The sequence below is a fragment of the Halorhabdus amylolytica genome (assembly GCF_004944975.1).
Lineage (GTDB): Archaea > Halobacteriota > Halobacteria > Halobacteriales > Haloarculaceae > Halorhabdus > Halorhabdus amylolytica.
The window spans coordinates 126,030-139,528 of sequence record NZ_SPQG01000005.1 but is presented as its reverse complement, the minus strand read 5'-3'; the positions used below and the strand labels follow the sequence as shown (position 1 = coordinate 139,528).

Sequence of the window (13,499 nt, the reverse complement as noted above, 5' to 3'; positions counted from 1 at the left end):
CACTGCACAGCTAACTCCCCGACTTTTATATGTAGATAGTGCCACATGTGGAGTGTAGATGGGGATTCAGCGTACCGCCGTCGTCAAACTCTCTGTCCCCGACGAGCGCCGCGACGACCTGAAACGCACCATGAACACGTTTCGGGACGCCGCACAGCGGTTTGCCGACCGGGGATGGGAGGGCGACGACGACGGCTACGTGATCACGTCGCGCTCTCGGCTACAGCCGCTCGTCTACGACGAGATACGGGACGCTACCGGGTTGCACTCGGACCTGACTGTGGCCGCCGTCAACCATGCCGCCGACGCACTCTCAACGTGCGTCGAGAAGATGAAAAACGGCGAACGTACCTCGAAACCCGTGTTCACCTCGAACACGACCGTCTACAATACGAACGCCATCAGTTACTTCGACGGCTACTGTTCGTTGGCGGCATACGGCAACGGTCGTGTTCACGCCGAGTACGTCTACCCCGAGGACTCCCCGCAGGCCGAGTACATGGACAGCGACGAGTGGACCAAGCAGGGCGCGAAACTCCGCTACGACCGCCAGACCGATACTTACTACCTCCACGTTTCCGTCACGCAGGAACGCGACGAGTCGTCGGGAGAGGCCGAGAACCGAACAGTTCTCGGCGTGGACCGGAACGTGGACGGGTATCTGGCTGTCACCAGCACGGGGGCGTTCATCGGCAACGCCGACCTGCTGAATCACAAGCGCCGCGAGTACGAACGCCGCCGCGCTCGCCTGCAACAGCAGGGCACGCGGAGCGCACACCTTACCATCGAGTCCATCGGGGAGAGGTTCGCCCGGTGGTCCGAGGACTTCTTACACCAAGCCTCGAAGCGGCTGGTCGCAGAAGCCGTGTCGCAGGGCTGTTCGGTAATCGTGTTCGAGGACTTAGAACAGATACGGGAACGTATCTCGAACGCCTCGAAATTCCAGCAGTGGGCGTTCCGCGAGTTGAAACGCCAGACCACGTACAAAGCCCGTGCCGAAGGAATCGCCGTCGAGTCAGTCCATCCAGCCTACACCAGCCAGCGGTGCAGTCACGCCGACTGTGGGTTCACCCACGAGGACAACCGCGACGGCGACGAGTTTGGCTGCCAGAAGTGCGGCAAAGAGCTACACGCCGACTACAACGCGGCACGCAATATCGCACACAGATACATCCAGAACCGGCTCAAGTCTGGTTCTGGAGGGGCGACCCATCACCTCGCCCTGAAGTCGGGGACGTTGAACGGGAATGGCGAATATTCGCCTTCCACAGGATAGTGGATAGACCGGGAGTCCACCGACAAACCCCGCCGTTCACGGCGGGTGTAGGTGATTCGGGCGGTCACTTGGCGTCAACGACATCAACCGCGCCAGACTGGTGGACCGTCACCTCGTAGGTATCGACTTCGAAGGAGAGCGTTTCCAGATCCGCGTCGTCGAACAGCGAACCGAGCGAGTCGTAATCGACGTACTCGCCGAGCGGATCGAGGTCCGCGGCGTCGTACTCGGTCGCTTCGAGGATCGCGTCGATGACAATCTCGTCGACAGATCGGGGCTGAATCCAGACTTCGCCGGTTCCTCCTTCTTCGGCCTCGTCAGGAATCACGTATAGATCTTCAGGGCACATGTACCTGATTCGATGGCCGTGACATATATAGGAACTCCCACCAGTTTCGCGCCGTGAAAGAACGACGATCGCCGGATTTCTCTGGAGATGCGTATCGACCGCGGCGTGTCCGAGCACCGCTCTCCATCGTCCCGGAACCGGGCAGCTATAGATGTCCTTCGATCTGTGGAGCGACTAGATTCTCACGCCAGGAGAGATTAGATTCTCACGCCATGTCGGTGTTTCCGTCCACGTCACATTCACAGACGGTGTTCGAGACGAGCACCCACAGCCCTCGCCGGAGTCGTTCCGAGGCCGCTTGCTGTGAGATGTCGAGTTCGTCGGCCAGCGAGGCGAGCGTGGTCTCCCGCGGGACCGAAAAGTAACCCCGCTCCCAGGCGAGCGTAAGGATCTCGCGCTGGGAGGGCGTCAGACCGAACCCGTAGCAGGTCGCGTCGTCCCGGTCGTGGATCGAGGTGACGTCGACCCCGATCCCGAGGTCTTGACACCGTTCACAGAGCGTTGAGAGTGCGTCGCGATCCGGAATCCGGAACCGGACGTTCCACCCGTCCCCCTCGTTGATCGCCGCGAGCAACAGCGCGTCGTGTTCGATCGCGGCGTTGTAGATCGACACTGCCGGTAGATCTCCCGGATGCATCGACCGATAGAGCACCGCATCGTCGGTCGTCGCGAGTCGTCGCACGTCTTCGACGGTCGGATCGGCCGCAAGTGACACGTCGAGATCAGCGGCCGGGGCGCCCCGTGCCCAGAAAACGAGACGAAACGGTATCGACTCCCCGGCGTGAAGCCCCTCGACTTCGAGACTGAGATCCGGATGCTCCGCGAAGGTGGTTTCCAGAACTTCGGCGTCGAAACGACAACAGGCAATCATTGTCTGTGGCTGGTCTGTTCGGACAAATGTGTCGTCATGGCATAAAGTACGCGATACTCGTCGCAGTCTCACTGGACGGGACAGATCATCGTTTTCGCGACACACGGACGCTACGAGAATCGGGATCGGGCGGAACTCCCCCCGTTCCACGCACGGTGTCGGCAACCCGGAGCACAGGTATGTCAGAGGCACGGGCTCCGATGTCAGCGGGTTGCGCCAACACCGTACCTCCATTATCCCGGGCCCGGCCACATAACGGTAGCACTTGTATATTCAGGTAGTATATATGTGAGTTGTCGACGGTGATTAGCTGGCCCCGTCACGTTCCGGTGTGAACGACGATCAGGCAACGTGTTCGCCTTGGTATTCCCCCTCATAGGTGTCCCGGTGAGCAGCATCGGCGAGGACAAGCTGGGCGATCCGGGCGCCACGTTCGAGTTCGATTTCGTGGTGGACTTCGAGCAGCCCCTCGCCACGTCCTTCGTAGCCGGCGTCCCAGACGGCGGTGTCGAGCATACAGGAGTTCCGGAGGAGCGAGGAACGTGGCAACAGGAATCCGACGTGGTCTTCGGGGATCCGGACGACTTCGGCGTACCGGACAACGTAGCCGCCGGGCGAGAGACTGAAGCCGTCGTCCGTCGGCGTGACACGCTCTCGATCGCCCACTGTCTTGCCGTCGCGGCCGATGCGTCCGGGCTCGACCTGTTCGAACACCGCATCGAGTGTCAGATCGACACCGTTGGGCTGGATTTGATCGTCCCGGAGCTCGTCGAGCTGTGCGGCGACGAAGTGACCGCTCTTGAACATGGCCGAGGGATCGCCGACGGGAACCAAGAGCGTTCCGACGTCGGGTGACGTCGATCGTCCCACCTCGTCGTCCGGCCTCCGAGTCCGACACGATCGGTTACCCACAATACGGTGGCCCCGCACCGCTGTCTCTTCGGGTCGGAACAGCCCGATAGGATCGACATGGTCGATCATCGTGGTTCGAAAAACCACAGGAGGGCAAACCCGCAGCATTCGCGCCAACACCGGGGATTTATGTCCGTCCGCGGCGTTTCCACGGACGATATGGGACAGACGCTCACGGAGAAGATTCTCGACGATCACCTCGTGGAGGGGGAACTCGAACCCGGCGAGGAGATCGGCATCGAGATCGACCAAGCACTCACGCAGGACACGACGGGGACGCTCGTCTGGTTGCAGTTCGAGGCGCTGGATCTTGAGGAGGTACAGACGGAACTGGCCGCCCAGTACTGTGATCACCAGACATATCAGTTTGACTTCAAGAATACCGACGATCATCGGTTCCTGCGCTCGGCAGCCGGGACGTACGGTGCGTACTTCTCGCGGCCGGGCAACGGTATCTGCCATCAGGTGCACAAGGAGCATTTCGCCGCGCCGGGCAAGACGATGCTCGGATCGGACAGTCACACGCCGACGCCCGGCGGCCTGGGCGAACTCGCGATCGGCGCGGGCGGACTCGATCTCGCGGTCGCAATGGGTGGTGGCGCGTACTACATCGAGATGCCCGAGATCGTCAACGTCCGTCTGGAGGGCGAACTTCCCGAGTGGGCGACCGCGAAGGACGTCATCCTCGAACTCCTCCGACGCCTCTCAGTGAAGGGCGGCGTCGGCAAGGTGCTGGAGTTCACCGGGCCGGGCGTCGAGACGCTGACGGTGCCCGAGCGGACGACCATCACGAACATGGGCACGGAACTGGGCGCCACCACCTCGATCTTCCCGACCGACGAGGAGACCCGGGACTTCCTCGAACGCCTCGATCGCGAAGACGAGTACGTCGAGATCGGCCCCGACGAGGACGCCGAGTACCACGATCAGATCACGGTCGACCTCTCGGACCTCGAACCGTTGATCGCGACGCCGTCGATGCCCGACAACGTCGTTCCGGTCCGTGAAGTCGAAGGCACGGACGTCGAGCAGGTCATCATCGGTTCCTGTACGAACGGTGCCTACGAAGACATCCTCCCGTCGGCAAAGATGCTCGAAGGCCGCGAGATCGACCCGACGACCGAGATGATCGTCGCGCCCGGCTCCAAGCAGGCATCCGAGATGCTCGCCCGTGAAGGCTGGGCCTCGGAGATGATGGCCGCCGGCGTCAACTTCTCGGAGGCGACCTGCGGGGCCTGTATCGGCATCGGCCACGTTCCCGCGAGCGATTCGGTCAGCCTGCGGACGTTCAACCGGAACTTCGAGGGTCGCTCCGGACTCGAGGACGACAATGTTTATCTGGTCTCTCCGGAAGTCGCGACCGCGTCGGCCATCGCCGGCGAGATCGTCGATCCACGGGATTTGGCCGACGAACTCGGCGATCTGGAGGCTCCGGGCATGGAACTACCCGACGAATACTACGGCGCAGACACGGACATCATCGAGCCCGAGAACGCCGTCGACGACGACCTCATCAAGGGACCCAACATCGCGGACGTACCGTTGAAAGATCCGATGGACGCCGATCTCGGCGGCCCGACGCTGTTGAAGATGGGCGACGACATCACCACCGACCACATCATCCCTGCAACCCAGGACATCCTGATGTACCGATCGAACGTCCCCAAACTCTCGGAATTCACCCTTTCGCGGGTCGACGAGGACTTCGCCCAGCGCGCGCTGGACGCCGACGGTGGATTCCTGGTCGCTGGCGAGAACTACGGTCAGGGTTCCTCCCGGGAGCACGCCGCGCTGTGCCCGATGTACCTGGGTGTCGAGGGCGTCCTCGCCCAGAGCTTCGCGCGCATCCACAAGGCTAACCTGTTCAACTTCGGCCTACTGCCCTTAGAAATCGACGAGGAAACCTACGAGAGGATCGACCAGGGCGACGATATCGAGATCGTCGACGACGTGGCGGGTGCCGTCCGGTCGGGCGCCGAGGAGTTCACCATCCGCGTCAACGACGAGTGGGAGGCGACCGGGTATCTCGACGCCTCCGAGCGTGAACGCGAGATCCTCGCCGACGGCGGGAAACTTCCCCACACCAAGATGCAGTACGAGGGCTCCGGGACCGGTGGGACGCCGGCCGACGACTGATCGGCACTCCTCCGAAACGCACCGTTGAGGATCTTTTCGCTGGAGACGCCGGGATAAGGTGACAGCGATCGAGAGTCCGCTGGCTGTCGGCACACCGTCTATTCCGGTCCACGCCGAACCGGGAACGTCCGTCACGGACCAACCGGTCACGGGTCGACGGAAAGACGAAAAGTTGGGGTGGGGGTTGGGGTGGCACCCGAATGGGTGCATAACGAGGTAGACCGTCGGGTAGTAAGTGTCTTTTGGGAGTCGTCGGCCCGGCGCCACGTCTTTGTAGTCCCCTGTCGTAGCTCTGTCTGTGACGACAGTCGTTCCGGGAGATACCACGCTCCCGTTCATCCGGTCGGCCAGGCGCTCGGATCTGCTTGCCGTCGCCGATATCGAGCGCCAGTCGTTTCCGCAACCGTGGTCCGTCGCGGCCTTCGAGGGGTTCCTCGATGCGCCTGCGTTCCTCGTGGCGGTCGGCCGTGGTGATGCGCCCCCGGACGGAACCGTCGTCGGATACGTCGTCGCCGACGCCATCCCCAACCACGGCGAGGCGCTCGGTCACGTCAAGGATCTGGCTGTCCACCCCGATCGAAGACGACGAGGGATCGGTCGACAGCTCCTCGAACGGGCGGTCTGTACACTCCGGTCGACCGGCGTGGGATCGATCAAGCTGGAGGTCCGGGCGAGCAACGAGGGGGCAAAGCGACTTTATCGACAGGCGGGGTTCGTCCACCGCCGGACGATCCCGCGGTACTACGACGACGGCGAGGACGCGCTGGTCATGCTCCGGACCTGGGGGTAGCGAGAGGTCTTTCCGTCGGGCCCGCCTGCGTTCGGACATGGGATACGCGTGCCCGGTCTGTGAGGCGCCCCAGGCCGATGCCAAACACCTGGCGGACCACCTGGCCTTCACGGCGCTACTGGGCGACGACGAGCACGAGATCTGGCTCGAGGAACACGCTCCGGGCTGGGCCGAGGAGGACGACGCGGGCCTGGCCGAGCGCGTCGTCGGCGAGGCCGAGGAGGTCGATCTTCCGGTCGCTGGCGACGATCACGATCACACCGGGATTCCAAATTCGACCGCATTTCAGGACAGCAGTCACGAACCCGGCATCGCCTTCGACGCATTGACTGAGGGAGAAGGCGTTCGGGCGAATGCAAACCGGCCCTTGGACGACGAGGCCCAGGCAGCCCTCCGGGAGGCCTACGAACTCACCAGGGAGCGCCGCGAGCGTGCGGCACGCCAACGTGACGACGGGGACGTCTCGGCGGACGCGGGCGAAACCGAATAGTGGGCCCCCGTCCAACGGCGGGATATGGACACCGAGGGGTTGTTCGCGCCCGAGACCGTCGCCGAGGTACGCGAGCGGTACGCCGATCTCGATCCAGCCGCCGGGACCGTCGTCCGTGAGGTCGGACGGGCGATGGGACTCGACGGCAAAGAGTACGATCGGCTGATCACCGACGACGTGATCGCGACCGGTCACGACGCGCTGTTCGCCTCGCTGCTTGCAGTCCACGTCGGCACGCGCGAGGAGTTCGAGACGTTCTGTGCGGACCGGGACGCCGAAGTCGTTCAGACCGGAACCGAACACGTCGACGGCATCGTTTGGCACGCGCCCGCCTTCACTGACCGGATCGTCGCGACCACGTTTGCTGACGCCCGCGAAGCCGCGATCGCGACGCTCCGACGGCAGGCGTTCGGACGGCTATACCGGGACGTACTACACGAAACGGACGCAACCCAGGAAGCCCCAGAGGCGTCCGACGAACCACCGACGGAGGGCGAATAGATGCGACGGCGGACGCGGATCGCCCTGCTGGTGATCCTCGGAGTCGTCTTCGCCCTGCTCGCCCTCGGCGCGCTGCCGAACTACATCCGGGCCGGCGATCCGTATTACTTGACTGCGACACCCGTCGACGATCACGCCGCGATCAACGGGAGCGACCTCGACGAGCGCCGGTATCCCTACACGACGGCTGCCGTGGCGGATGCAACCGGCGACGGGGCTGGCCGTTCCGAGCCCTACTGGCGGGGTTACGTCGGGTTCAAGGAGGCGTTCACCCATTCGCCGTTCGACGAGCTCAGCGCCTTACGGCAACGCAATCCTGACGCGAACGACGGCGAGGCCATCTACGTTCGCCTCGACAACCGATACTATCGACTCACGGTAACGCAGGATCCGGGAGGCACAACTGATGAGTGACGACTCCCACGACTGGCCGATTTTGGAATCGCGCGTCGAGTACGAGACGGGCTGGTTCGACGGGGGATACGACCGCGTCGAACAGCCCGACGGAACGACGAAGCGCTACTACTGGGCCGAACTCCCGCCCGCGGTCGTCGTCGTGCCCCTGGCAGGTGACGAACTCGTGATGGTCGAGCAGTACCGCCCCCCGATCCGCGAGCACTGCCTGGAATTTCCTGCGGGGATCGTCGAGGACGGCGAATCCTACACCCGGGCGGGGGCGCGAGAACTCCGCGAGGAGACCGGATTCGACCCCGCTGGCGTCTCCCTACTGGAGGACTTCTGGGTCGCGACGGGCGCGATGCGCCACGAGCGCGGGATCGTCTTCGCCGAGGGCCTCGAACCGGTCGAGACGAACTTAGACGAAAACGAGTTCCTCGAAGTCACGACCGTTCCGGTCGAGGAGGCGTTCGAACGAGCCCGGGCCGATCCCGCCAACGACGCCACCATCGAGGGGTTACTACTGGCCCGCGAGGAAGGGCTGTTGTAAGGGGCGGGAGCATGCTGTGGAACCGTCGGCGTTTTCCCGGCGCTTCCCCGAGAGGACGACATGGACGGCGAAGTCTCCACCGCAGAGTTGCGGGACTTGCTGGAATCCGGGACTGACGTGACGATTGTCGACGTGCGCTCACCTGACGCGTTCGAACGGGGACACATCCCGGGTAGCGAGAACGTCCCGTTGCCGAGGCTGACTGACGAGGTCGGGGAACTGGAGGGCGCAAAGCGGGTCGTGACGGTCTGTCCGCACGGACAGGCCAGCGTCCAGGCCGCCCGGCTCATCGCCGCCTACGAGGGCGTCGACGGTCCGGTCGAGAGTCTCGCCCCCGGACTCGAAGGCTGGGACGGCGAACTCGAGGCCGGCAGGGAGTGACCCCTTCTTCTCAGAACGGCGGATCGCGATCTTGGTCGCATTCGCCCGTGAGTTTCAGGATCGCCGTGTACTGGTTGGGCTGGAGTTCCTGCTCGTCGGCATAGTGGCCGGTCTGGGGAATAACTCCCAGTGAAAGTAGGTCTGTGAGTGACCCGGGCGTCGGGCGCTCGGGGACGAAGTTCCGTGGTCTGGGACCGAACTCGGCGACGAGTTCGTAGCCATATTCCCCGTCGAATAGCGCCCGAACGTACTCGGCCCGATCCTGGTCGGACCGATAATAGGACCCCTCGGACAGGTACAGCAGATCGCGATACCCGAGTTGCACGTAGGTCGGACACGGATCGGCCCGTTCGTAGGCCTCTTCGGACCCGAAGAGATGATTGACCGACGCTCCATGAGGGAGCGCCGTGTCCTGGAAGTGTCGGCGATACACTTCGATCGTCTCCCCCTCGTCGGCGTTCTCCTCCAGCCAGTCGACAGCCTGATCGCGGGGCATGTCGGCGTAGCCGAGGACACCGACGCCAGCGTAAACGGCCGAACTCACGAGCAGCAGACCGATCGCCACCCGTCCGACGGTTTCTCGCCGGTCGCGCAGTGCGAGGAGGCTCGAGGCGGTCAGTATCGCCACGAGCGGGAAGGTCGGCAACAGGTGGTGGACGCGAAAGTCGTGCCAGGGGACAAACAATGCGACGAACGCGGCGAGCGCAGTCAATACGAGAACCATCCCGCCAGAGACTCGCCGCCGCGCCGTGAGTGCGACTGTCGTGAGGACGCCTCCGACGCCGCCGACGAACAGCGGCCAGCCGAGTCCGGTGAGATACTGCCGAAGGAACCACCACCAGGTGGGTGCGTCGGGCCCTGTGGCGTGTGTGGCCCGACCGACCGGGCCGCCGAAGAGTCGCTCGGCGACGAGTCCGAACTCGCCGACCAGTCCCGTCGGGAACCCCAGCAGGATCGTCAGACCGCCGAGTGCCGCGCCGGTCGCCAGCAGCCGCGGCCGGTACAGCGACCGCGGCCAGTTCTCCTGGCCGCGGGTACGCAGGAGGTGAGCGACGCCGATCACGCCGATCACCGGCGCGGCGGTGAGTTTGAACGCGATCGCGACGCCGCCGATCGCGCTCGCAGCGAGGAACAGCCGACACTCGCCGCCCTGGACGTAGCGGATCAGCAGATACAGCGCGAGCAGGAGGAAGAAAAGCGCCGGCATATCCTCACCGCCCTCGTGGGCTATCGTGAGGAAACCGAAAGTCAGCGTCAACAACAGAGCGGCCAGTCGCCCCGTCGCCCGGTCAGCGATCGCGGTCCCGATGCGATAGGTGAGATAGACGCTCCCGACCGCAAAGGCGACGGAGAACAGCCGTACCAGGCCGAGATAACCGTTCCAGAACCAGGCCGGCGTCTCGTTCCACAGCGGGAAGTACCCGAACTCGCCTTCGGGCGGAAACGGTCCGAGGACAGCCTCGACGTTTCCCGAGAGGACGGCGACCGAAAGCACCGGTACCAGGGCGAACCCGAACAGGTAGAACGTCGCCCCGAACGGGACGCGGCCCCAGGCGACGCCGTCCTGCAGTCCCTCGAATCCGGGGTCTGCGACGACCGACCGGACGGCCATCAGCGGGTCGATCGCACGACTCCACTCGTCCCGGGTCGCGGCGTTCGGGAGCCGGTGCCAGAACCAGAATCCCGACAGTAACGCCGCTGCAGCAAGGATCCAGGGGAGGTAGGGGTCCTCCTGCAGGTCGGCGAGCAGCCGCGTCTTCGCTCGACCGTACAGCCGACGGAGGGGGACCATCTACCCGGACCCTCTGGCTCATGCGTTATCTTTCTCTCGATCGATACCCGTATCGCCGACGTGTGGGACGAAACGTGAGTGGCCGTTTTTGGCTCGGCCGACGATATCCCCGACCCGCCTCCTATCGCTCGGACAGTGGGATCGTCCGATCGGCCCATTCCTGGAGCCGATCGAGGACTGCTCGTTCCCGCCGGGAGACCGGGTCGTCGGTACCCAGTTCGTCGCTCTCGAAAGCGTTCAGGACGGCACAGTCGGCACGATCGCAGTAGTCGGTGAGTCGCTCGGGTTTCCCGGTCGCGTGCTGGAACGGGATCGTCGCATCGTTGACGAACACCGCGACGGGTTCGGGGGTGCCGTCGAGAATCTCTTTCGCCCGCTCGGCGTTGTCCCGGGCCAAATTGCGGGCTTCATCCTGGGAGTCAGCGGCTGCCCGCGGAGCGTGGGCGTCCAGGACGCCGTGCCAGACGCCGTCCGGGACCGTTCTGAACCGCTCTAGTCGCCCGCCGAGGAGGCGTCCGTCCCGTTCGATCTCGGGTGCGAACTCCAGCACGACCACGCCGTCGGTTCCGTGATTGTCGATCCAGGCATCCAGTGCCTGCGCGGTCCGGTGGGTCTTGCCGACTTCCGAGGGACCTACGAGCAGGGTTGTACCCTCGAGCGGGACCGTCCCGGCAGTCATGCGGCGTTCGGGCGTTCGAGCACGTACTTTCCGAGCAATCCGACGGTGGCGAGGCCAAGGACGACGGCGAACGCCAGCACCGCGCCCGAGAGAGGATCGACGCCTGCGCTAACCTGTTCACGGACGAAATTGGCCGCCAGCGTGCCCGCGACGGCCAGCAACGAGAGTCCGCCGACGTTCGCGACCGTCGAGTTCGCTTCGGGGACTGCCCCGGAGTTCAACAGGTAGAGGACGACTGCGATGGCGAAGGGAGTTCCGACCGTTCCCAGGGCGAGTACGAGGACGAGTTGACCGAGGACGTCCCCGCCGATGAACGCCCCGGGCGCCGACAGCAGTGCGAAGCCGGCCAGGAGGGCACGGTAGCGATCGTCCTCGACGGTCGTACCCCAGCCGAGTTTGTCCGCCAGCAGGAACGGCGGGACGATCGTGTTCCCGCCCAGCGTCGAGATCGCAGCCCCGCCCAGGCCGAGCAGGAACAGCCACTCGGCGCTCGGGCCGACCAGCGGCCCCAGCGCCTCGGCCGCGCCCACCGTCGAGAGTCCCGGGTCCGAGAGAACGCTTGCGGCTACCAGAAAGATCGCGACGCTGTAGATCCCGAAGGCCACCAGCATCGACGCACCGATGTCGACGGTCGCCAGGTCGTAGTCCTCGGCCGTCCACTCGCGGGCTCGCATCGTGTAGGAGTGCATCGTGATCAGCGTGATGTGGACCGCGCCGCCGAGGATGCCTGCTGCGACGAGGGCCCCACTACCCGGCAGCGACGGGACGATCCCTCCGGCTGCGGCGCCGGGATCGATCGGAACCACGAACAGCGAGGCGACGAACGCGACCACGACCGCAGTCACGAGTAGCTTCGCGACCAGTTCGACGAACCGATATCCGCGACCCGCCAGCCCGGCCGCGAGGACGAACGCCCAGAGTACACCCCAGAGACGGGCGTCCAGCCCGGTGATCGACGCCGACACGGAAGCGACAGTGTTCATGATTACCAGTTGGGCGACACCCGCGGCGATCACCGCGTCGGCCACCAGGATCCACGCCCAGGACTCGCCGAGGTGGTCCTCGACGACGCCGACGATCCCTCGTTCGGTGAGCAGTCCCAGCCGCATCGCGAGGTACTGGGCCAACGCACCGGCGACTGCCGAGAGCACGACTACCCACAAAAGCGCGTAGTCATAGCTTGCACCAGCGGTGATCAGACTCGCCATCGACGCCGGTCCCGCGGCGATCGCCCCGGCGACCCACGACGGTCCCATCTCCCGGAGATACCGTCCGACTGTCCCGCCCGAGACGGCGGTAACGTCTGTTGTCGTCTCGCTCATACTCGGGTGGTATCACCAGAGAATGAAAACCTTGCCGGGTTGGGAAATATAGAGGAAACGACTGGTCATGCGACGCCGGGCGTGACGTCGATATCCCGGAGCGTTTAGGCCCGTCGTCGACAATCGGGTGATATGGAAGCCGCGTTGCGAGCCGGGATCGCACTGTACAACGCGGGACAGTACCGCATTGCCCACGACGCCTGGGAACACTCCTGGATCGGCATGAGCGGCGCCGACGAGCGCAAGGACTTCCTGCAGGGACTCATCCAGTTCACCGTCGCGATTCACCATGCGACCGTGGACAACGCGGCGGGCGCACGAAGTCTCGCCGAGAAGGCCCCGACCTATCTCGAAGGCTACGGTGACGGGTTCGCCGGCGTGGACCTCGCGCCCGTCCGGAGCTATCTGGGTGCCTTGCGGGAGGATCCTTCGGTCGTCGACCGTCGCGATCCGCCGACGTTGACCCGTCACGGCGAGGCCGTGGGCCTGGAGGATCTGGACTTCGATGGGACGCTCCTCGTGGCTGACGCGATCGCCGAAACCGAGGATGACGAGGAGTTGATCGAGCAGGCGATCGAATACGCACAGGCCGATCTCGAAGCCGGCGACGAGGGGAGTCAGTTCGTGACGTTCCTCTTCGATTACGTCCGGCAACCTGACGCTCGCGGGATCATCTGCCAACGACTCGGAGAACACGTGGAGCGCCGGATGGCCAGGGACGAAGACGTAGAAGGGCTGTTCGGCTGAGCGACACCCGAAGTGCGCTCCGGATGCGAAAACGAGTCCTCAGTGGAACATGACCGGCGTCCCGACGCTCGCCTCGGAGTCCTCCTCGGTGATCTTCTCGATAGCGTCCTCGAAGTCCTCGCGCCGGACCTCGGTTCGGCCGTCGCGGATCGCGAACATGCCTGCCTCGGTGGTCAGACTCTCGATTTCGGCACCGGTCAGGCCGTCGGTCCCGTCGGCGACCGCGCCGAGGTCGACGCCATCGGCGAGGTTCATCTCGCGGGTGTGAATCTCGAGGATGTGCTCGCGCCCCTCTTGATCCGGTTCC

15 protein-coding genes and 1 pseudogene are annotated in these 13,499 nt (G+C 64.5%); 9 read left to right on the top strand and 7 right to left on the bottom strand.

The genetic code is table 11. From position 1 onward, the window contains the following. Positions 1 to 58 precede the first annotated feature (58 nt). Positions 59 to 1,276: an RNA-guided endonuclease InsQ/TnpB family protein gene (locus tag E3374_RS08945; RefSeq protein WP_136688735.1), complete on the top strand. Its 1,218-nt coding sequence runs from the start codon at positions 59 to 61 to the stop codon at positions 1,274 to 1,276. A gap of 64 nt (positions 1,277 to 1,340) precedes the next feature. On the opposite strand, the gene E3374_RS08940 is transcribed toward E3374_RS08945, so the two are convergent. The 3 genes from E3374_RS08940 to E3374_RS08930 all read right to left on the bottom strand — a co-directional run bounded on the left by E3374_RS08940 (position 1,341) and on the right by E3374_RS08930 (position 3,303). Next, entirely contained in the window at positions 1,341 to 1,625 is a 285-nt protein-coding gene (locus tag E3374_RS08940; protein WP_136688734.1) for a HalOD1 output domain-containing protein, read from the bottom strand. Between the two features lie 205 nt (positions 1,626 to 1,830). Then, positions 1,831 to 2,496, bottom strand: coding sequence for a helix-turn-helix domain-containing protein (locus E3374_RS08935; protein ID WP_169051814.1), 666 nt, complete (start codon positions 2,494 to 2,496; stop codon positions 1,831 to 1,833). Positions 2,497 to 2,838: 342 nt separating this feature from the next. Further along, on the bottom strand, positions 2,839 to 3,303 hold the full coding sequence (locus E3374_RS08930; RefSeq protein ID WP_136688800.1) for a deoxyuridine 5'-triphosphate nucleotidohydrolase: 465 nt from the start codon (positions 3,301 to 3,303) through the stop codon (positions 2,839 to 2,841). A gap of 264 nt (positions 3,304 to 3,567) precedes the next feature. On the opposite strand from E3374_RS08930, the gene E3374_RS08925 reads away from it, so the two are divergent. The 7 genes from E3374_RS08925 (at position 3,568) to E3374_RS08895 (ending at position 8,652) form a co-directional block, all read left to right on the top strand. After that, entirely contained in the window at positions 3,568 to 5,544 is a 1,977-nt protein-coding gene (locus tag E3374_RS08925) for an aconitate hydratase (RefSeq protein ID WP_136688732.1), read from the top strand. Between the two features lie 298 nt (positions 5,545 to 5,842). After that, on the top strand, positions 5,843 to 6,334 hold the full coding sequence (gene rimI / locus E3374_RS08920; RefSeq protein ID WP_136688731.1) for a ribosomal protein S18-alanine N-acetyltransferase: 492 nt from the start codon (positions 5,843 to 5,845) through the stop codon (positions 6,332 to 6,334). A gap of 37 nt (positions 6,335 to 6,371) precedes the next feature. After that, on the top strand, positions 6,372 to 6,824 hold the full coding sequence (locus E3374_RS08915) for a DUF5810 domain-containing protein (protein ID WP_136688730.1): 453 nt from the start codon (positions 6,372 to 6,374) through the stop codon (positions 6,822 to 6,824). Positions 6,825 to 6,848: 24 nt separating this feature from the next. Next, a complete protein-coding gene (locus tag E3374_RS08910) occupies positions 6,849 to 7,325 on the top strand; it encodes a DUF5809 family protein (protein WP_136688729.1) in 477 nt (158 codons plus the stop codon). Then, positions 7,326 to 7,739, top strand: coding sequence for a hypothetical protein (locus tag E3374_RS08905; RefSeq protein ID WP_136688728.1), 414 nt, complete (start codon positions 7,326 to 7,328; stop codon positions 7,737 to 7,739). Further along, positions 7,732 to 8,271, top strand: coding sequence for an NUDIX hydrolase (locus E3374_RS08900; protein WP_136688727.1), 540 nt, complete (start codon positions 7,732 to 7,734; stop codon positions 8,269 to 8,271). Before E3374_RS08905 ends, E3374_RS08900 begins: the two co-directional genes overlap by 8 nt. Positions 8,272 to 8,331: 60 nt before the next feature. Continuing rightward, a complete protein-coding gene (locus tag E3374_RS08895; protein ID WP_136688726.1) occupies positions 8,332 to 8,652 on the top strand; it encodes a rhodanese-like domain-containing protein in 321 nt (106 codons plus the stop codon). A gap of 10 nt (positions 8,653 to 8,662) precedes the next feature. Here the strand turns inward: E3374_RS08895 and E3374_RS08890 are convergent, their stop codons facing one another. From E3374_RS08890 to E3374_RS08880, 3 genes are all read right to left on the bottom strand, one after another. Next, positions 8,663 to 10,444, bottom strand: a complete 1,782-nt coding sequence (locus tag E3374_RS08890; RefSeq protein ID WP_136688725.1) for a glycosyltransferase family 39 protein — start codon at positions 10,442 to 10,444, stop codon at positions 8,663 to 8,665. Positions 10,445 to 10,565: 121 nt separating this feature from the next. After that, positions 10,566 to 11,123: a hypothetical protein gene (locus E3374_RS08885; protein WP_136688724.1), complete on the bottom strand. Its 558-nt coding sequence runs from the start codon at positions 11,121 to 11,123 to the stop codon at positions 10,566 to 10,568. Then, positions 11,120 to 12,445, bottom strand: a complete 1,326-nt coding sequence (locus tag E3374_RS08880; RefSeq protein WP_136688723.1) for an NRAMP family divalent metal transporter — start codon at positions 12,443 to 12,445, stop codon at positions 11,120 to 11,122. The genes E3374_RS08885 and E3374_RS08880 overlap by 4 nt, the downstream gene beginning before the upstream one ends. 132 nt (positions 12,446 to 12,577) lie before the next feature. On the opposite strand from E3374_RS08880, the gene E3374_RS08875 reads away from it, so the two are divergent. Continuing rightward, on the top strand, positions 12,578 to 13,192 hold the full coding sequence (locus E3374_RS08875) for a DUF309 domain-containing protein (RefSeq protein WP_136688722.1): 615 nt from the start codon (positions 12,578 to 12,580) through the stop codon (positions 13,190 to 13,192). Between the two features lie 39 nt (positions 13,193 to 13,231). On the opposite strand, the pseudogene E3374_RS08870 reads toward E3374_RS08875, so the two are convergent. Then, positions 13,232 to 13,499, bottom strand: a pseudogene (locus E3374_RS08870) (peptidase); the annotation flags it as partial.